The 19,106-nt window shown below is 69.4% G+C and carries 17 protein-coding genes; 8 read left to right on the forward strand and 9 right to left on the reverse strand.

Annotated elements, in window-relative coordinates:
• Positions 1-6: 6 nt before the first annotated feature.
• The 3 genes from nrdE to nrdH are packed head-to-tail and all read right to left on the reverse strand — an operon-like array spanning position 7 to position 2,858.
• A complete protein-coding gene (gene nrdE, locus ACIPYT_RS15630) occupies positions 7-2,127 on the reverse strand; it encodes a class 1b ribonucleoside-diphosphate reductase subunit alpha (protein ID WP_401076362.1) in 2,121 nt (706 codons plus the stop codon).
• A 20-nt stretch (positions 2,128-2,147) separates the two neighbouring features.
• Positions 2,148-2,597, reverse strand: coding sequence for a class Ib ribonucleoside-diphosphate reductase assembly flavoprotein NrdI (nrdI, locus tag ACIPYT_RS15635; RefSeq protein ID WP_401076258.1), 450 nt, complete (start codon positions 2,595-2,597; stop codon positions 2,148-2,150).
• Between the two features lie 27 nt (positions 2,598-2,624).
• The gene (gene nrdH / locus ACIPYT_RS15640; RefSeq protein ID WP_401076261.1) at positions 2,625-2,858 is read right to left on the reverse strand and encodes a glutaredoxin-like protein NrdH; all 234 of its coding nucleotides are present in this window, start codon (positions 2,856-2,858) and stop codon (positions 2,625-2,627) included.
• Positions 2,859-3,247: 389 nt separating this feature from the next.
• Here nrdH and ACIPYT_RS15645 point away from each other — a divergent pair, with 389 nt between their 5' ends.
• The 6 genes from ACIPYT_RS15645 to ACIPYT_RS15670 all read left to right on the forward strand — a co-directional run bounded on the left by ACIPYT_RS15645 (position 3,248) and on the right by ACIPYT_RS15670 (position 9,290).
• Positions 3,248-4,456 (forward strand): MFS transporter, encoded by a 1,209-nt coding sequence (locus ACIPYT_RS15645; protein ID WP_401076263.1) that lies wholly within the window; start codon positions 3,248-3,250, stop codon positions 4,454-4,456.
• A complete protein-coding gene (locus tag ACIPYT_RS15650; RefSeq protein ID WP_401076266.1) occupies positions 4,453-5,382 on the forward strand; it encodes a sugar kinase in 930 nt (309 codons plus the stop codon). Before ACIPYT_RS15645 ends, ACIPYT_RS15650 begins: the two co-directional genes overlap by 4 nt.
• Before the next feature lie 34 nt (positions 5,383-5,416).
• Positions 5,417-6,175 (forward strand): alpha/beta fold hydrolase, encoded by a 759-nt coding sequence (locus ACIPYT_RS15655; RefSeq protein WP_401076269.1) that lies wholly within the window; start codon positions 5,417-5,419, stop codon positions 6,173-6,175.
• Positions 6,172-7,344: an acyl-CoA dehydrogenase family protein gene (locus ACIPYT_RS15660; RefSeq protein ID WP_401076271.1), complete on the forward strand. Its 1,173-nt coding sequence runs from the start codon at positions 6,172-6,174 to the stop codon at positions 7,342-7,344. The genes ACIPYT_RS15655 and ACIPYT_RS15660 overlap by 4 nt, the downstream gene beginning before the upstream one ends.
• 87 nt (positions 7,345-7,431) lie before the next feature.
• The gene (locus tag ACIPYT_RS15665; protein ID WP_401076274.1) at positions 7,432-7,899 is read left to right on the forward strand and encodes an Lrp/AsnC family transcriptional regulator; all 468 of its coding nucleotides are present in this window, start codon (positions 7,432-7,434) and stop codon (positions 7,897-7,899) included.
• On the forward strand, positions 7,896-9,290 hold the full coding sequence (locus tag ACIPYT_RS15670) for an aspartate aminotransferase family protein (protein WP_401076277.1): 1,395 nt from the start codon (positions 7,896-7,898) through the stop codon (positions 9,288-9,290). The genes ACIPYT_RS15665 and ACIPYT_RS15670 overlap by 4 nt, the downstream gene beginning before the upstream one ends.
• A gap of 128 nt (positions 9,291-9,418) precedes the next feature.
• Here the strand turns inward: ACIPYT_RS15670 and ACIPYT_RS15675 are convergent, their stop codons facing one another.
• On the reverse strand, positions 9,419-10,957 hold the full coding sequence (locus ACIPYT_RS15675) for a PucR family transcriptional regulator ligand-binding domain-containing protein (RefSeq protein WP_401076280.1): 1,539 nt from the start codon (positions 10,955-10,957) through the stop codon (positions 9,419-9,421).
• Between the two features lie 99 nt (positions 10,958-11,056).
• Here ACIPYT_RS15675 and ACIPYT_RS15680 point away from each other — a divergent pair, with 99 nt between their 5' ends.
• Positions 11,057-12,541, forward strand: a complete 1,485-nt coding sequence (locus ACIPYT_RS15680) for a CoA-acylating methylmalonate-semialdehyde dehydrogenase (RefSeq protein WP_401076282.1) — start codon at positions 11,057-11,059, stop codon at positions 12,539-12,541.
• A gap of 19 nt (positions 12,542-12,560) precedes the next feature.
• On the forward strand, positions 12,561-13,949 hold the full coding sequence (locus ACIPYT_RS15685) for an aspartate aminotransferase family protein (protein WP_401076285.1): 1,389 nt from the start codon (positions 12,561-12,563) through the stop codon (positions 13,947-13,949).
• Here the strand turns inward: ACIPYT_RS15685 and ACIPYT_RS15690 are convergent.
• From ACIPYT_RS15690 to ACIPYT_RS15710, 5 genes are read right to left on the reverse strand one after another with little or no spacing between them, the layout of a single operon-like run.
• On the reverse strand, positions 13,946-14,674 hold the full coding sequence (locus tag ACIPYT_RS15690; RefSeq protein ID WP_401076288.1) for a FadR/GntR family transcriptional regulator: 729 nt from the start codon (positions 14,672-14,674) through the stop codon (positions 13,946-13,948). The genes ACIPYT_RS15685 and ACIPYT_RS15690 overlap by 4 nt on opposite strands.
• A 47-nt stretch (positions 14,675-14,721) precedes the next feature.
• A complete protein-coding gene (locus tag ACIPYT_RS15695; protein WP_401076290.1) occupies positions 14,722-15,501 on the reverse strand; it encodes a 3-oxoacyl-ACP reductase in 780 nt (259 codons plus the stop codon).
• A 39-nt stretch (positions 15,502-15,540) separates the two neighbouring features.
• On the reverse strand, positions 15,541-16,896 hold the full coding sequence (locus ACIPYT_RS15700) for an aldehyde dehydrogenase family protein (RefSeq protein WP_401076293.1): 1,356 nt from the start codon (positions 16,894-16,896) through the stop codon (positions 15,541-15,543).
• Positions 16,893-17,645 carry a gamma-glutamyl-gamma-aminobutyrate hydrolase family protein gene (locus ACIPYT_RS15705; RefSeq protein ID WP_401076296.1) on the reverse strand — a complete coding sequence of 251 codons (753 nt, stop codon included), beginning with the start codon at positions 17,643-17,645 and terminating at the stop codon, positions 16,893-16,895. Before ACIPYT_RS15705 ends, ACIPYT_RS15700 begins: the two co-directional genes overlap by 4 nt.
• Positions 17,626-18,981, reverse strand: coding sequence for a glutamine synthetase family protein (locus ACIPYT_RS15710; protein WP_401076298.1), 1,356 nt, complete (start codon positions 18,979-18,981; stop codon positions 17,626-17,628). Before ACIPYT_RS15710 ends, ACIPYT_RS15705 begins: the two co-directional genes overlap by 20 nt.
• Between the last annotated feature and the right edge of the window lie 125 nt (positions 18,982-19,106).

Genomic DNA, 19,106 nt, shown 5'->3' on the forward strand with positions numbered 1-19,106 from the left:
AGCGGATCAGAGCATGCACGAGACGCACTCGGTCATGTCGGTGCCCTCGAGCGCCAGCTGACGCAGACGGATGTAGTAGATCGTCTTGATGCCCTTGCGCCATGCGTAGATCTGCGCCTTGTTGATGTCGCGCGTGGTGGCGGTGTCCTTGAAGAACAGCGTCAGCGACAGGCCCTGGTCGACGTGCTGCGTGGCCGCGGCGTACGTGTCGATGACCTTCTCGTAGCCGATCTCGTACGCGTCCTGGTAGTACTCCAGGTTGTCGTTCGTCATGAACGCGGCCGGGTAGTAGACGCGACCCAGCTTGCCTTCCTTGCGGATCTCGATCTTCGACGCGATCGGGTGGATCGACGACGTCGAGTTGTTGATGTACGAGATCGATCCGGTCGGCGGCACGGCCTGCAGGTTCTGGTTGTAGATGCCGTGCTCCTGGATCGACGCCTTGAGCGCCTTCCAGTCGTCCTGCGTCGGGATGTGCTTGCCCGCGAAGAGCTCCTTCACCTTGTCGGTGGCGGGCACCCAGGCCTGGTCGATGTACTTGTCGAAGAACTCCCCCGACGCGTAGGTCGAGTCCTCGAAGCCCTCGAACGCCTGCTTGCGCTCGATCGCGAGGTTGTTCGAGGCGCGCAGCGCGTGGAACAGCACGGTGTAGAAGTAGATGTTCGTGAAGTCGACACCCTCCTCTGAGCCGTAGTGCACGTGCTCGCGGGCGAGGTAGCCGTGCAGGTTCATCTGACCGAGGCCGATCGCGTGCGACTTGTCGTTGCCGTCTTCGATCGAGCGGACCGAGCGGATGTGGCTCTGGTCGCTCACCGCGCTCAGCGCGCGGATCGCGGTCTCGACGGTCTGGCCGAGGTCGTCGGCATCCATCGACAGCGCGATGTTCATCGAGCCGAGGTTGCAGGAGATGTCCTTGCCGATCTGGTCGTACGACAGGTCGTCGTTGTACGTGGTCGGCGTGTTCACCTGCAGGATCTCGCTGCAGAGGTTGGACATGTTGATGCGACCCTTGATCGGGTTCGCCTTGTTCACCGTGTCCTCGAACATGACGTACGGGTAGCCCGACTCGAACTGGATCTCGGCGATGGTCTGGAAGAACTCTCGCGCGTTGATCTTCGTCTTCTTGATGCGCGGGTCGTCGACCATCTCGCGGTACTTCTCGGTGACCGAGATGTCGCCGAACGGCACGCCGTAGACCTTCTCGACGTCGTACGGCGAGAAGAGGTACATGTCCTCGCCGTTCTTGGCGAGCTCGAACGTGATGTCCGGCACGACGACGCCGAGCGACAGCGTCTTGATGCGGATCTTCTCGTCGGCGTTCTCGCGCTTGGTGTCGAGGAAGCGCATGATGTCGGGGTGGTGCGCGTTGAGGTACACCGCGCCGGCGCCCTGACGCGCGCCGAGCTGGTTCGCGTAGCTGAAGCTGTCTTCGAGGAGCTTCATGACGGGGATGATTCCGGACGACTGGTTCTCGATCTGCTTGATCGGCGCGCCGGCCTCGCGGATGTTCGAGAGCAGCAGCGCCACACCGCCGCCGCGCTTGGAGAGCTGCAGGGCGGAGTTGATGCCGCGGGCGATCGACTCCATGTTGTCCTCGATGCGCAGCAGGAAGCAGCTGACGAGCTCGCCGCGCTGCGCCTTGCCGGCGTTGAGGAAGGTCGGTGTCGCGGGCTGGAAGCGGCCCGAGATGATCTCCTCGACCAGGGCGACCGCGAGCTTCTCGTCGCCGTCGGCGAGACCGAGGGCGGTCATCACGACGCGGTCCTCGAAGCGCTCGAGGTAGCGCTTGCCGTCGAAGGTCTTGAGCGTGTAGCTCGTGTAGTACTTGAACGCGCCGAGGAAGGTCTCGAAGCGGAACTTCTTCGAGTACGCGAGGTCGTTGAGCTTCTGGATGAACTCATGCGAGTACGCCTCGATCACGGCGGGCTCGTAGTACTCCTTCTCGACCAGGTAGTCGAGGCGCTCCTTGAGGGAGTGGAAGAAGACCGTGTTCTGGTTGACGTGCTGCAGGAAGTACTCCCGCGCCGCACGCTTGTCGGCGTCGAACTGGATCTTCCCGTTCGCGTCGTACAGGTTCAGCATGGCGTTCAGGGCGTGGTAGTCCAGCCCCTCGTACGCCGGGTTCATCTTGAAAGCCACCGTGTCGGTCACTGCGTGCTCTTCAACTGCGTTGCCCACCGTCGTTCCAATCCGTCGCTCACGCGATCAACGTCGTCCTGTGTGCCGAAGATCTCGAGCCGATACAAGTGAGGCACCTTGCACTTGCGGCTGATGATGTCACCGGCGAGGCAGAACGCCTCGCCGAAGTTGGTGTTGCCCGCAGAGATGACTCCGCGGATGTGGCGCCGGTTGCGCTCGTCGTTGAGGAACCGGATCACCTGCTTGGGCACGGCGCCGCGTTCGACACCGCGCCCCTCACCCCCGCCGTAGGTGGGGGTGACCAGCACGAAGGGCTCGTCGACGACGAGTTCCTCCTCCTGTCGGAGGAGCGGGATGCGCCGGGCGGGGAGACCCAGCTTCTCGATGAAGCGTGCGGTGTTGCCCGACACGCTGGAGAAGTAGACCAGGAGCGGTGCAGCGGTCGCGACGGCAGTCATTCGTCAACCCCGCTTCGCTGCCGGAGCTCAGGCCAGTCGGGAGGCGAGCTCGTCGATCTTGTCGGGACGGAAGCCCGACCAGTGGTCCTCGTCGGTGACGACGACCGGTGCCTGCATGTAGCCGAGCGACTTGACCTGCTCGAGAGCGGCCGGGTCGACCGACAGGTCGTGGATCTCGTACTCGATGCCCTTCGCGTCGAGCGCGCGGTAGGTCGCGTTGCACTGAACGCAGGACGGCTTCGTGTAGACCGTGATCGACATATTCTGCTTCCCCTCAAACTCTCTCTGGCCTGCTCATCATCAGACGTTTTCCGGTAGACCCTCACCGGGAACTCAATACTACATATGGGGACCGACATTCGGAGGGACCACAAGGGGTAGTAGTTACATCCGTGTAGTTTTCCACCGCTCTCCACTGTTACAACACAGGTTCTCCACCGTTTCTTCCACAGGCGACAGCCCCGGCGAAGGGGTCGCGAACCGCGAGAAATCGCGGCTGAGAGGATGCTGGGAGAGATCCATCCACAGGGGGCACGATACGAGGGGCCACCGACATCCGATTTTCTGTGGAATCGACCTCTCGGCGTGTCGCGGCGTGTCGCGCCGACACCCCCTCCGCGGGCGTCCGTCGCTGCCGGTACCGTTGACGCGTGGCGGGATACCGGGACCTTCTTCGCACGCCGGGAGTGGCGCGCATGATCGCTGCGCAGCTGACCGCGCGCTTCCCGAGCGGCATGATGTCGCTCGCGATCCTCCTGCACGTCGAGCAGCAGACCGGCAGTTACGGATCCGCCGGACTCGTGCTGGCGGCCACGAGCGTCGGTCAGGCCGTCGCCGGGCCGATCACGAGCCGCTGGATGGGCGCGTGGGGGATGCGCCGGGTGCTGACCCTCACGAGCGCCGTCTGCGTGCTCGCCGTGCTCGGGCTGGGGCTCCTCCCCCTCGGCGTTCCCGGATACATGGCCTTCGGCCTCCTCGCCGGTCTGTCGACACCTCCGATCCAGGCCGCGGTCCGCACGATCTACCCGAAGCTCGTGAACTCCCGCCAGCTCACGCCTCTGTTCTCGCTCGACGCCTCGCTGCAGGAGATCATCTGGGTGCTCGCGCCCGTCGTCATCACGCTCGTGTCGACCCAGGTCGGCACGACCGAGGGCCTCCTCCTCGTCGCGATCATCCTCGTGGGCGGCGCCGCCTGGTTCATCGCCTCCCCCGAGGTCGGCCGTGTCCGCATCCCGCGCAGCCGCTCGGCGCTGGGTCGGGTCGTGCTGAAACCGCCCGTACTGCTCGCCGCCGTGATCGGCTTCCTGCTGATCGGCGCCTGCGCTGCGGTCGAGGTCGGCGTGGTCGCGACGTTCGAGCACGGCAGCCTCGCCGCCGGCCTCGTGCTCGCAGTCTTCTCGGTCGGCAGCCTCGCCGGCGGGCTCGCCTTCGGACACATCCCGATCGGCCCCTGGGCCATGGCGCGACGTCTGCTCATCGTCACGGTGGGTCTCGCGCTCACGATGGTCTCGCTCGACGTCTTCTGGCTCGGCGGCACCCTGATCGTCGCGGGCATCGGCATCGCGCCCGCCCTCGCCGTTCTCTTCGCGATCACCTCGGCGAGCGTGAAGTTCAGCGAGACCGCCGAGGCGTTCGGCTGGACGGGCACCGGCCAGCTCATCGGCGCCGCCGCGGGTTCGGCCGTCGCCGGTTTCCTCGTCGACGCCACCGACCCCCGCGGCGCCTACCTGGCCGCTACGATCTTCGCAGCGGTCGGACTCCTCGTCGCCGTCGTCTTCGTCCGCTCCTTCCCCGACCTGCGTCACCGCGACGCCGCTCCTCGCCCCGATACCGAACCCCTGGCGGTCACCCCTTCATGAGCACTGCATCCCCCACCCCGCACGTGTCCGGCGCGGGGTCTCCCGTCGATGTCGTCTGCGTCGGCGAGTCCATGGGGCTCGTCACCGCGATCGGCGCCCCGCTGGCCGAGACCGAGACCGCCGCGATCGGGATCGCCGGCGCCGAGGGCAACGTCGCGGTCGGGCTCGTCGCGGCCGGACACCGCGCCGCCTGGGCCTCGCGCCTGGGGGCCGACCCGATCGGCATCCGCATCGAGGCCGAGCTCGAGCGCCGCGGCGTCGAGCTGTGGGTCGAGACCGACGACACCGCCGCGACCGGCGTGATGTTCAAGGACCCGGGCGTCGAGTCCTCGTCGGTCTACTACTACCGTCGCGGTTCCGCGGCTTCCCTCATGGGCGCCGGCTTCCTCGACTCCTCGCGACTCGACGGGGTGCGCATCGTGCACACGACCGGCATCACCCCGGCACTGTCGTCCTCGTGCCGTGACATGGTCGACCGTCTGTACGTCGACGCGCGCGCGGCCGGGGCCCTGGTGTCGTTCGACGTGAACGACCGCCGTGCGCTGTGGAGCCGCGAGGACGCGGCCGAGACGCTGGCCCGGCTCGCGGATGCCGCCGACATCGCCTTCGTGGGACGCGATGAGGCCGAGCGCATCTGGGGCACCGCGACGGCGGATGACGTGCGCGCCCACCTTCCGCACTGCGGCCTGCTCGTCGTGAAGGACGGCGACGTCGGCGCGACCGCCTACTCCGGCGACGATGCGCCCGTCTTCGTCCCGGCCCCGCGGGTCGAGGTCGTCGAGCCCGTCGGCGCAGGCGACGCGTTCGCTGCCGGCTTCCTCGCCGCGACGCTCGACGGAGCAGACCTCGCCGCGCGCCTCTCGGCCGGCCACGCCGCCGCCGCACGCGTGCTCACGACCCACGGAGACCTGCCCCCGCTGGACTGATCCCGGCGCGGGTCCGCGGTCGTAGGCTGAGGGCATGCCTGCGCCGCTCACGCTCCCCCGCCTCTGCTGGGGCGAACCCTCGTCTCCTCGCCGCGTCCTCCTCGTGCACGGCCTCGGCTCATCGGGCGCGCTGATGTGGCGTCTCGGCGACGCACTCTCCGCCGACGGCTGGCACGCGACCGCGATCGACCTCCGCGGTCACGGCGATGCCCCCCGCGCGCTCGACTACACGGTGCACGCATACGGTGCCGACCTCGCCGCCACCCTCCCCTTCGGCGGGGGTGCCTGGGATGCCGTCATCGGCCACTCCCTCGGCGGCGCGGCCGCGACGGTCGCGGCCTCGGCATCCCCGGAGTGGACCCGCAGGCTCGTGCTGCTCGACCCAGCGATCCTCGTGAGCGGCCGGGATGCGACGATCGTGCGCAAGAGCCAGGAGCGGGCGTTCGCCGACAACCGCGTCGAGCTCGTGCAGCAGGAGCATCCGCACTGGCATCCGCAGGACTGGGAGCTCAAGGTCGACGCGGTGCATCGCACGAGCGCCTGGGCGGTGGAGCAGACCAGCGCCCAGAACACGCCGTGGGACGTCACCGCGGAGGCTGCGGCGCTGACGGTGCCGACGCATGTGATCGGCTCCGATCCGGCGGTCTACAGCATCTTCACGGGCGAGGTCGCGGCCTCGGTGCTCGCGTCGAACCCGCAGATCACGATGTCGGTGGTCGAGGGCGCGGGGCATTCGCTGCATCGCGACAACCCCGAGGACTCGATCCGGCGCCTGCGGGAGGCGCTCGCATGACCGACGCCGGCGCGACCTTCGACCCCGCGACGTTCCTCCCCGACGACCTGATCGAGCGGATCCGCGAGCGCGCGCCGATCCACGATCGCGACAACACCTTCCCCGAGCAGGATCTGCAGGAACTGCGCGAGGCCGGATACCTCTCGATTCTCGTGCCGGCCGAGCGCGGCGGTGCGGGGCTGGGCCTCGCGGAGGCCGCGATCCTGCAGCAGCGTCTCGCGACCGCCGCACCCGCGACGGCCCTCGCGATCAACATGCACCTCGTCTGGACGGGCGTCGCCAAGGTGTTCTCCGACCGTGGCGTGACAGGGCTCGAGTTCGTGCAGGACGGCGCGGTCGCGGGCGAGGTCTTCGCGTTCGGCATCAGCGAGGGCGGCAACGACCTCGTGCTGTTCGGCAGCGACACGGATGCCGTGCCCACAGGCGACGGCGGCTATTCGTTCACCGGCACCAAGATCTTCACGTCGCTCGCGCCGGTGTGGACGCGTCTCGGACTCCACGGGCTCGACACCACGAGCCCGGACGCTCCGAAGCTCGTGTTCGCATTCGTCGACAGGACGGATGCCGTCGTCACGGGCGACGACTGGGACACGCTCGGCATGCGGGCGACGCAGAGCAGGACCACGCGTCTGCACGGCGCGACCGCCGACGCCGCGCACGTGGTGCGGCGGATCGATCCGGGCCCGAACCCGGACCCGATCGTGTTCGGCATCTTCTCGGTGTTCGAGATCCTGCTCGCCTCGGTGTACACCGGGATCGCGCGCCGCGCGCTCGATCTCGCGGTGCAGACCGCGCACACGCGCCGGTCGAAGAAGTCGGGTGCGGCGTACAGCCAGGATCCCGACATCCGCTGGCGCATCGCCGACATGGCGCTCGCCTACGACGCGTTGCCGCCGCAGATCGCGGCGCTCGCCCGCGACGTCGACGAGGCGGCCGACAACGGCGCCCGATGGTTCACACTCCTGTCGGGGCTCAAGCACCGCGCGATCACGATGGCGAAGCACGTGGTCGACCAGGCCATGCTCGTGGCGGGCGGCGGCTCGTACTTCTCGTCGAACGAGCTCTCCCGTCTCTACCGCGATGTGCTCGCGGGCGCCTTCCATCCCTCCGACCCGGAGTCGGCGCACGCGACGGCCGCGAGCGCATGGTTGGGGCCGCTCGACTCCTGACCCAGTCGACTCCCGATTTCGCACCGTGGAAAGGTCGGATCTGCGGAATCGGTTGCCGAGCCGTCGATGCGGTGCGAAGATCGCATCATGGCGCCGTCGAAGAAGAACCTCACTCTGGACGATGTGTCGAAGACCATCATCGAGCTCCTGCAGGAGGACGGCCGGCGGTCGTACTCCGACATCGGGCGCGAGGTCGGACTCAGCGAAGCCGCCGTGCGCCAGCGCGTGCAGCGGCTGACCGAGGCGGGGATCATGCAGATCGTCGCCGTCACCGATCCGATGCAGCTGGGCTTCCGCCGACAGGCGATGATCGGCATCCGCGTCTCGGGAGACACGCGCGTCGTCGCCGAGGCCATCGCCGAGATCCCCGCGATCGACTACGTCGTGGTCACGGTCGGCTCGTTCGACGTCCTCGCGGAGGTCGTGTGCGAAGACGACGAGGACCTCCTCGCACTCATCAACGACAGCATCCGACCGATCGACGGCGTGCTGTCGACCGAGACCTTCATCTACGCCAAGCTGCAGAAGCAGCTCTACAACTGGGGGACCAGATGAGCACGAACCGCACGATCCCGTCCGAGCCCGAGCTCCAGGCGATGGCGAAGGACCACCTCTGGATGCACTTCACACGCCAGTCCACGATGGAGAAGTCCGGCGTGCCGATCATCGTGAAGGGCGACGGGCACCGCATCTGGGACGCCAAGGGCAAGGAGTACATCGACGGCCTCGCCGGGCTGTTCGTGGTGAACGCCGGACACGGACGACGTCGACTCGCCGAGGCCGCCGCCGCCCAGGCATCCGAGCTGTCGTTCTTCCCGCTGTGGTCGTACGCGCATCCGGCCGCGATCGAACTCGCCGACCGGCTGGCCGACGAGGCGCCCGGCGATCTGAACCGGGTGTTCTTCTCGACCGGCGGCGGCGAGGCCGTCGAGACCGCGTTCAAGCTCGCCAAGCACTACTGGAAGCTGCAGGGCAAGCCCGCCAAGCACAAGGTGATCTCGCGCGCCGTCGCCTATCACGGCACCCCGCAGGGCGCGCTCGCGATCACCGGCATCCCGGCCATGAAGGCGATGTTCGAACCGGTGACCCCGGGCGGCTTCCGCGTGCCCAACACGAACTTCTACCGCGCCGCTGAGATGGGCGGGCCGAGCGACGACCTCGAGGCCTTCGGCCTGTGGGCCGCGAACCGCATCGAGGAGATGATCCTGTTCGAGGGTCCGGAGACGGTCGCCGCGGTCTTCCTCGAGCCGGTGCAGAACTCCGGCGGATGCTTCCCGCCCCCTCCCGGCTACTTCGCACGCGTACGTGAGATCTGCGACAAGTACGACGTGCTGCTCGTGTCCGACGAGGTCATCTGCGCGTTCGGCCGCCTCGGTCACACGTTCGCGTGCACGGGTCTCGGGTACGTCCCCGACATGATCACGTGCGCGAAGGGCATGACGAGCGGATACTCCCCCATCGGCGCGACCATCGTGAGCGACCGCATCTACGAGCCGTTCTCGCACGGCGACCTCTCGTTCCCGCACGGCTACACGTTCGGCGGGCACCCGGTGTCGGCCGCGGTGGCGCTGGAGAACCTCGCGATCTTCGACGAGGAGGGGCTGAACGCCCACGTGCGCGAGAATTCCCCGCTGTTCCGCGCCGAGCTCGAGACGCTGCTCGACCTGCCGCTCGTGGGCGACGTGCGCGGCGACGGCTACTTCTTCGGCATCGAGCTCGTGAAGGACAAAGCCACCAAGGAGACCTTCGACGACGACGAGGCGGAGCGACTGCTGCGCGGATTCCTGTCGTCCGCCCTGTTCGACGCCGGCCTGTACTGCCGCGCCGACGACCGCGGCGACCCCGTGATCCAGCTCGCGCCGCCCCTGACGATCGGGCCCGCGGAGTTCCGCGAGATCGGCCAGATCCTGCGCGGCGTGCTCACCGAGGCGCAGGGAGTCCTGTAGTCGGACGTCTCGGGGCGGACACTCCGGGGGCCGACACGCCACATCGCAGCCGATACCGCCGGATCGGTGCGACATCTGGCGTGTCGGCCCCCGAAGTGTCGCAGCGGACGGCGCCCAGGGGGACGCCGCTAGGCGCTCGCGGGTGTGCGGCGGCGGGCCAGGAGCGCGAGGTGCAGGGCAGCCAGGGTCTCGCCGTCGTCGAGATCGACGCCCAGGAGGTCGGCGATCAGCGTGAGCCGCTGGTAGAAGACCGAGCGCGACAGGTGGCTCGCGGATGCCGCCGCCGAGCGGTTGCCCGGATGCGCGAGCAGCGCGCCGAGCACGGCGAGCAGGTCTCCACGGCGCTCTTCGTCGTAGCGGATCAGCGGTGCGAGCATCCGCTCACTGTGCTCGTGCAGGCGTCGATCATCGCGCAGGGTCGCGACGAGTCTTTCGAGCGGTCGATCGCCGACGCGTCGTACGCGCGCGCCACCTCGGGACCCCTCGCTGTCGGCGAGGTCGCGTGCCGCGCGGAGAGAGGACAGCAGACCGGGGACATCGTCGGCGTAGGGCCCCGCGAAGACCGGGCGATCGGAGCCCGCGATCCGCAACAGCGTCGCGTCGTCGAGCTCCGCGGATGCCGGTGCCGACAGCAGCGCGACATCGTGGTCGCCGGCGCGGGCCGCGACGACCGCGAGTCCCGACTGCCGGGCGCGATACGCGAGCGCCGCGATCGACTCGACGCCCCCGACCACCACGCCGAGGCACCGTCGCCCCCGGAGCTCGAACCCTCCTGCCGCGAGCCGTGCGGCGATGTCGGCGGCATCCGTGAACCGGGCTCCGAGCAGATCGTCGATCACGCCGCGCTGAGCGAGCAGCGACCACTCGACGTCGCCGTCGTCGGCGAGGCAGCCGAATGCGAGCGCCGTCGCCCCCTGTTCCAGGGCCGTGAGGCGACCGGCCGCCGGCTCCGCGCCGGGGAGCGCGAGCAGAGTGCCCCACCGTGTACCTCGCGCCTGCACCGCGACACGATCGGCCTCCGCGCGGCGTGCCAGGGACTCCGCCACCCCTCTCCCCAGGTACTCGCCCGTGATGAGTTCGCCCGCGAGATTCTCGAGCATGACGGGGGCCCCGATCGCCCGCGCCGTCTCGGCGACGACGACATCGGCGGGCGCGCCCTGCAGACTCAGCCCCGTGAACAGCTCGTGCAGGTGCTGCCGCTCGCGCAGGGCGGCGGTCTGCGCGGCGATCAGCGCGTGATGCACGGCCTCGGTCACCGCCACGAACTTCACCTCGCGGGTGAGGACCACGAGCGCGAGTCCCTCTCTGGCGCACACCTCGACCACGGCGGCCGGCACCTCGGGACGACGGTCGCTGAGCTCGAGCACGATCCCCGCGACGCCGATCTCATACAGGCGCAGGGTGAACTCGCGCAGCATCCGGTCGTCGTCGGGCCACGCCGCGCCCGTGGTGAGCAGCAGCTCCCCTCCGTCGAGAAGGCGCGCGACCGCCGCGCTGTCCGAGACGTGCACCCAGCGCACCGCGGCGTCGAGCGCGGAGCCGCCGACGATCACCTCGGGCGCTCCGCGCTGTACGGCGGCGCTGCTCAGCACGTCTCCCACCGTCAGGAAGCCCACCTTCGCCGGACGATCTGTCCGATCATCCGTGAAGTCATGACGGTCTGACATCGGCATCACCCCGCGATCTCTGTGAGCATGGATGAAACCCAGCGTAGCGGGAGCCGGTCAGAGTGTCCGATCTCTCGCGAACGACCATCGAGGAGCAGCGTGGACATCGTCCGTCATCTCATCAACGGATCCGACACCGCCGAGGCGGTCCGCACCGGCGAGGTCTTCGACCCGGCCACCGGACAGGTCTCGAAGCACGTCGCCTTCGCGTCCGCCGCCGAGGTCGACCAGGCGATCGCCGCCGCGGCTGCAGCCCTCCCCGCCTGGCGCGAGACGAGCGTCATCAAGCGCGCCGACGTCTTCTTCCGCCTGCGCCAGCTTCTCAAGGACCGTACGCCCGAGCTCGCGGCGATCGTGACGAGCGAGCACGGCAAGGTGCTCTCGGATGCCGCGGGCGAGGTGTCGCGCGGCATCGAGAACGTCGAGTTCGCGGCCGGCCTCGTGCACCTGCTCAAGGGCGAGCGCAGCGAGCAGGTGGCCCGCGGGGTCGACGTGCACTCGGTCAAGCAGCCCGTCGGCGTGGTCGCGGCGATCACCCCGTTCAACTTCCCCGTCATGGTGCCGCTGTGGATGGTCGCCTCGGCGATCGCGTGCGGCAACACGGTCGTGCTCAAGCCGAGCGAGAAGGACCCGTCCGCGGCGGTCTGGCTCGCCAAGGCGTTCCAGGAAGCAGGGCTTCCCGACGGCGTGCTCAACGTCGTGCACGGTGACAAGGAGGCCGTCGACGCGCTCCTCGACTCGCCGCGCGTGAACGCCGTGAGCTTCGTCGGCTCCACCCCGATCGCCCGCTCGATCTACCAGCGCGCCTCGGCGAACGGCAAGCGCGTGCAGGCCCTCGGCGGCGCGAAGAACCACATGGTCGTGATGCCGGATGCCGACATCGACGCCGCGGCCGACGCCGCCGTGTCCGCCGCCTACGGCTCCGCCGGCGAGCGCTGCATGGCGGTCTCCGTGCTCGTCGCGGTCGGCGATGTGGCCGACGACCTCGTCGACGCGATCGCCACGCGCATCGCGGGCCTCACGATCGGAGCCGGAACCGATGCGGCGAGCGAGATGGGACCGCTCATCACGCGCGAGCACCGCGACCGCGTCGCCTCCTACGTGACCGGCGCCGCCGCGGAGGGTGCGACCGTCGTCGTCGACGGCACCGAGAAGGACTTCGATTCCGACGGCTTCTTCATCGGCGTCAGCCTGCTCGACCACGTCGCCCCCGGCATGAGGGTGTACGACGACGAGATCTTCGGCCCGGTGCTGGGTGTCGTGCGCGTCGAGACCTACGCCGAGGCGGTCGACCTCGTGAACGCGAACGCCTACGGCAACGGCACCGCGATCTTCACGCGCGACGGCGGCACGGCTCGCCAGTACGAGTTCGACATCGAGGTCGGCATGGTAGGCGTGAACGTGCCGATCCCGGTGCCGATCGGCGCCTACTCGTTCGGCGGTTGGAAGGACTCGCTGTTCGGCGACTCGCACATCTACGGCCCCGAGTCGATCCACTTCTACACGCGGTCGAAGGTCGTCACGACCCGGTGGCCCGACCACACCCCCTCGCAGATCGATCTCGGCTTCCCGAGCAACCACTGAGCAGGGACGGAGAGACACCATGACCGAATTCACCGACCGCCACGGCGCGTCGCACGCCCTCCCCGCACCGGAAGCCGAGGCGCAGGTCCGCGCCGACGACCGCGGCCACGTGTTCCACTCCTGGAGCGCGCAGGGCCTGATCGATCCGCTGCCCGTCGCCGCGGGCGCGGGGTCGACGTTCTGGGACTACGCCGGGAACGCGTACCTCGACTTCTCGAGCCAGCTCGTGAACCTCAACCTCGGGCACCAGCATCCCGATCTCGTGTCGGCGATCCAGCAGCAGGCCGGACGCCTCGCCACGATCCAACCGTCGATGGCGAACGACGTGCGCGGCGAGCTCGCGCGCCTGATCGTCGAGGTCGCGCCCGAGGGCATGGAGAAGGTGTTCTTCACCAACGGCGGCGCCGAGGCCAACGAGTACGCCGTGCGCATGGCGCGGCAGACGACGGGGCGCCGCAAGGTGCTGTCGATGTACCGCAGCTATCACGGCTCGACGGCGACCGCGATCTCCCTCACGGGCGACCCGCGGCGCTGGGCGAACGACACGGTCGACTCGGGAACGGTGCGCTTCTTCGGCCCGTACCTGTACCGCTCGCCGTTCCACGCCGAGACGCCCGAGCAGGAGTCGGAGCGCGCCCTCGCACACCTCGAGCAGACGATCCAGCTCGAAGGGCCGCACACGATCGCGGCGATCATCATCGAGACCGTGGTCGGCACGAACGGCGTGCTCGTGCCGCCGCCCGGCTATCTGCAGGGCGTGCGCGAGCTGTGCGACCGCTACGGCATCGTGTACATCGCCGACGAGGTCATGGTGGGCTTCGGCCGCCTGGGCGAGTGGTTCGGCGTCGACGCGTTCGACGCACGCCCCGACCTCATCACCTTCGCGAAGGGCGTGAACTCGGGATATGTGCCGCTGGGCGGCGTCGTCATCTCCGAGCGGATCGCCAAGGCGTTCGACACCACGCCGTTCGCGGGCGGACTCACGTACTCCGGGCATCCGCTCGCGTGCGCCGCGGGAGTCGCGACATTCGAGGTCTTCCGCCGCGACGGCATCCTCGAGCGCGTGCGCGATCTCGGCGAGCGCGTCGTCGAGCCGACGCTGCGGTCATGGGCCGAGCGCCACCCGAGCGTCGGCGAGGTGCGCGGACGCGGACTGTTCTGGGCCGTGGAGCTCGTGCGCGACCAGGAGACGCGCGAGCCGCTCGTGCCCTTCAATGCGAGTGGAGCCGATGCCGCCCCCATGGGCGCCTTCGCGGCCGCCGCGAAGAAGGGCGGCGTCTGGCCGTTCACGCACTTCCACCGGATGCACGTCGCTCCGCCCCTCGTGATCACCGAGGACGAGCTGGTGCGCGGCCTGACGGTGCTCGACGAAGCCCTCGCGGTCGCGGACGAGCACGCCGCGGGCTAGACGAGGAAGCCGCGCAGCAGCGCCTCGGAGCCGGCGAGATGGTCGCTCATGGCCGCCTCGGCGGCGTCCGGCCTGCCCGCGAGGATCGCGGTCACGATGCGCTCGTGCTGCTCGCCCGAGTGCTGGATGTTGCGGGGCATCAGCGGGAAGGTGTCGAGCCAGGCGTTCACCGACGCCCGGTTCTCGGCGACCAGCGCGACGAGCGAGGGGATGCCGGCGGCCTCGGCGATCGCGAGATGCAGCAGCGTGTCGAGGCGGCGGTACTCCTCGGGACCGGCGGGGACCGCCGCCTCGTGCCGCGCCCAGAGGTCGGCCCTCGTGGCGGCGTCGAGCGACCTGCCCGCCGCGGCGCGCACGGCGCCGGTCTCGAGCACTCGCCGCAGGCCCAGCACATCGTCGATCTCGGCGGGCGGCACGGCACCGGCATCCGAGGGATGCGGCAGCGGATCGGCGACGAACGTGCCGCCATACCTGCCGCGCTTGGGCACGAGGTATCCGGTGTCTGCGAGCTCGCGGATCGCGTCGCGCACGGTGTCGCGGCTCACCCCGAAGGATGCCGCGAGCTCGCGCTCCGGGGGCAGCGACTCCCCCGGAGCGACCACGCCGAGCCTGATGGTCTGCACGAGCCGCGAGACCGCGTCTTCCAGAGCGTTGCCCCGTCGCAGCGGACGGTACACGGCGCGGCGCACCTCGACGAGGTCGCCGTCCGGGCTCTGGTCGTTCATGTCCTCAGCCTGTCATCTCCGGATATGCGTGTCCCACAGCTCCGGGCTCAGAGCGGAGTGACGTACGCGTTCGTGATGCCGCCGTCGACCACGAAGGCGCTGGCGGTGATGAACGAGGAGTCGTCGGAGGCGAGGAACGCGACGGCTGCCGCCAGCTCCGCCGGCTCCGCGAAGCGGCCCATCGGCACGTGCACGAGACGGCGCTGCGCGCGCTCGGGGTCTTTGGCGAACAGCTCCTGCAGCAGCGGCGTGTTCACGGGTCCGGGGCAGAGTGCGTTGACGCGCACGCCCTGCCGCGCGAACTGCACGCCGAGCTCGCGCGACATCGCCAGCACGCCGCCCTTCGACGCGGTGTAGCTGATCTGCGAGGTGGCCGAGCCCAGCAGGGCGACGAACGACGCGGTGTTGATGATCGAACCGCGCCCCGCGGGCACCATGTGACGCAGCGCCGCGCGGCTGCACAGGTACACGCTCTTGAGGTTCACGTCCTGCACGCGATCCCAGGCGGGGAGCTCGGTGGTCTCGATCGAGTCGTCGTCGGCGGGCGAGATGCCCGCGTTGTTGAAGGCGATGTCGATGCGTCCGAACTCGGCGGCGACGCCGTCGAACAGCGCGTTCACCTTCTCCTCGTCGGCCACGTCGACCGGGCGGAACGCGCCGCCCACCTCGGCCGCCGCCTTCTCGCCGGTCGCGGGGTCGACGTCGGCGATCACGACGAACGCACCCTCGGCGGCGAAGCGCTGCGCGGTCGCGAAGCCGATGCCGCTCGCGCCTCCCGTGATGATCGCGACGCGGTCCTTCAGTCGCTGGGTCAGGTCGATGGTCATGTTCTCTCCGTTGCTGGGTGATCGAAAGGATGCGGGATGTCAGTCGGTCGCGAAGAAGACGTTCTTCGTCTCGGTGAAGTGCTCGGCGGCATCCGGTCCGAGCTCACGTCCGAGACCCGAGGCCTTCATGCCGCCGAAGGGGGTGGCGTACCGCACCGAGGAGTGCGAGTTCACCGACAGCACGCCGCTCTGCACGCCGCGGGCCACGCGCACGGCGCGGCCGAGGTTCTGCGTCCACAGCGATCCGGCGAGGCCGTACACCGTGTCGTTCGCCAGGCGGATCGCGTCGGCTTCGTCGTCGAACGGCAGCACCGCCACGACCGGTCCGAACACCTCCTGCTGGGCGATCCGGTCGCCGGGCTGCGCGAGCACCACCGCCGGCGCGAACCAGAACCCGTCGCCCTCGGGCGCGGTGCCGCGGAAGGCGATGTCGGCGCCGTCGAGGAACGACGTGACCGTGTCGCGGTGACCTGCCGAGATGAGCGGGCCCATGTCGGTGTCGGCGCTCGACGGGTCGCCGACCCGCCAGGCGGCGACGGCCGGCTCGAGCAGTTCGAGGAACCGGTCGTAGACCGACCGCTGCACGAGAAGGCGACTGCGGGCACAGCAGTCCTGGCCCGCGTTGTCGAACACCGAACCGGGCACGGCCGCGGCCGCCGCCTCGAGGTCGGCGTCGTCGAACACGATGTTGGCGCTCTTGCCGCCGAGCTCGAGGGTCACGGGCTTGAGAGCGCGGGCGCATCCGGCGGCGACCTCGACGCCCACCTCGGTCGAACCGGTGAACACGACCTTGCGGACATCGGGATGCTCGACCAGACGCTGCCCGACGACCGAGCCCGATCCCGTGACGACCTCGAACAGGCCCGCAGGGAGCCCCGCCTCGAGGGCCAGCTCGCCGAGCCGGATCGCCGTGAGCGGCGTGAGCTCCGCGGGCTTGAGCACCACGGCATTGCCCGCGGCGAGCGCGGGCGCGAACGCCCACGACGCGATCGTCATGGGGAAGTTCCACGGCACGATCACGCCGACCACGCCGTAGGGGTCGTGGAAGGTCACGTCGAGCCCGCCCGCCACCGGGATCTGCCGTCCGGACAGCCGCTCAGGATCGGCGGAGTAGTAGTTGAGCACCTGCGCGACGTGCGCGGCCTCCCAACGCGCCTGACCGATCGGATGCCCGGAGTTCAGCACCTCCAGCTGCGCGAGCTCCTCGGCCGCGCCCTCCACCGCGCGCGCGAACGACCGCAGCGCGTCGGCCCGGGCGACCGGGGCCAGCGCAGCCCAGCGGCGCTGCGCGGCGACGGCTCGGGCGATCGCGGCATCCGTCTCGCCGACGTCGGCGCGCGCGATCTCGCGGACGGCCGCGCCGGTCGACGGGTTGATGACGGTGAACGCGCTCATCGAACGCTCTCCCTTCTCTGCGCGGCGAACGCGCGGGCCTGAGTGACGAGGTCGGCGAACAGACGCCGGTCCTCGGCGTTCTCCTCGGGGTGCCACTGCACTCCCACGAGGTGTCCGGCGGAGGTGTCGACGAACGCCTGCACGAGGCCGTCGTCGGAGTGCGCGGCGGCGACGAGGCCGTCGCCGAGACGACCGATCCCCTGGTGGTGATAGCTGTGCACGCTGACCTCGCTCTCGCCGATGATGTCGGCGAGAGGCGTCTCCTCCGAGATCCCGACCGCGTTCTCGGCGAACACGCCGCCGCCGATGCGGTACTTCTCGGTGCCGAGCGACTCCGGCAGGTGCTGCTGCAGCGTTCCCCCGCGCGCGACGTTCACGAGCTGCAGTCCACGGCAGATCGCGAGCACGGGGATGCGGCGGCGCTCCGCCGCGCGGAACAACGCCATCTCCCATGCGTCGCGATCGTCTCGTGCGGGATCGGTGAGCGGATGCCGGGCCTCGCCGTACAGCTCGGGGGCGACGTCGGCGCCGCCGGAGAGCACCAGGCCGTCCATTCCGGCGACCGCCGCGTCGGCGGCATCCGGGTCCTGCGGCGGCAGCAGCAGCGCGATGCCGCCCGACGCGGTCACTCCCGTGAGGTACTGCTCGGGGAGGAACGCGGCGCGGACGTCCCACACCCCCTGCTGCGCGCGCTCCAGATAGGTCGTGACGCCGATGATCGGGGCCCGGTCAGAGACGTTCGAAACCACGGATGCGCTCCCAGTCGGTGACGGCGGCGTCGTAGGCCTCGAGCTCGATGCGCGCCTGGTTGAGGTAGTGGTCCACGACATCGTCTCCGAACGCCTCGCGCGCGATGGTCGACTCGCTGAAGAGCTGCGCGGCCTCGCGGAGCGTGGTCGGCAGATGGTCGACCGCATCCTCGTACGCGTTGCCCGTGAAGCGCTCGGGGAGCGGCAGTCGATTCTCGATGCCGTACAGGCCGCCCGCGATGATGGCCGAGATGCCGAGGTACGGATTGACGTCGCCGCCGGGCACCCGGTTCTCGACGCGCAGCGCGGAGCCCTGTCCCACCACGCGCAGAGCGCACGTGCGGTTGTCGATGCCCCAGGCGATCCCGGTGGGCGCGAAGCTCCCCTTCGCGAAGCGCTTGTACGAGTTGATGTTCGGCGCGTACAGCAGAGTGAACTCGCGGAGCGTCGCGAGGATGCCGGCGATCCAGTGCTCCATGAGCGGGCTGAAGCCGTGCTCGCCGTCGCCGGCCATGACGGGCGTGCCGTCGTCGGCCCGCAGCGACAGGTGGATGTGACAGCTGTTGCCCTCGCGCTCGTTGAACTTCGCCATGAACGTGATGGCCTGGCCGTGGTTGCCTGCGATCTCCTTGGCGCCGTTCTTGTAGATCGCGTGCTGGTCGGCGGTCTCGCGCACCTCGGCGTACCGGAAGGCGATCTCCTGCTGCCCGAGGTTGCACTCGCCCTTGACGCCCTCGCAGTACATGCCGGCGCCGTCCATGCTGTTGCGGATGTCGCGCAGCAGCGGCTCGAGGCGCGTCGAGGCGAGCAGGTTGTAGTCGACGTTGTAGTCGGTCGCGGGGGTGAGCCCCTCGTACTTGCGGGCCCACGCGTCGCGGTAGGTGTTGTCGAACACGATGAACTCGAGCTCGGTGCCCGAGTACGCGGTCCATCCCCGCTCGGCGAGACGGTCGCGCTGTCGGTCGAGGATCGCCCGCGGCGAGGGCCCGACGGGCTCGCCGTTCTGCCACACGAGGTCGGCCATCACGAGCGCGGTGCCCTCGAGCCACGGGATGCGCCGCAGGGTCTCGGGGTCGGGGCGCAGCACCATGTCGCCGTAGCCCCGATCCCAGCTCGACATCGCGTAGCCGTCGACCGTGTTCATGTCGACATCGACCGACAGCAGGTAGTCGCAGGCCTCGGCGCCGTGGTGCAGGATGTCCTCCTGGAACAGCCGGGCCGAGACGCGCTTGCCGACGAGACGACCCTGCGCATCTGCGAAGGCCACGATCACCGTGTCGATCTCGCCGGCGGCGATGCCGGCGTCCAGCTGGTCGATGCTCAGATTGCCCGACATCCCACGCTCCGTTCTCCTGCGGTGAAGCGATCGGCCGACCGGCTTCGCCCTCACCCTAGAACACCTCGACGTTTAAAGGTAGACGAAACCACCATTGACTGCCACAATCGTCCGCAAGGTGCACC

This window comes from Microbacterium sp. NPDC089695 (assembly GCF_044749085.1).
Lineage (GTDB): Bacteria > Actinomycetota > Actinomycetes > Actinomycetales > Microbacteriaceae > Microbacterium.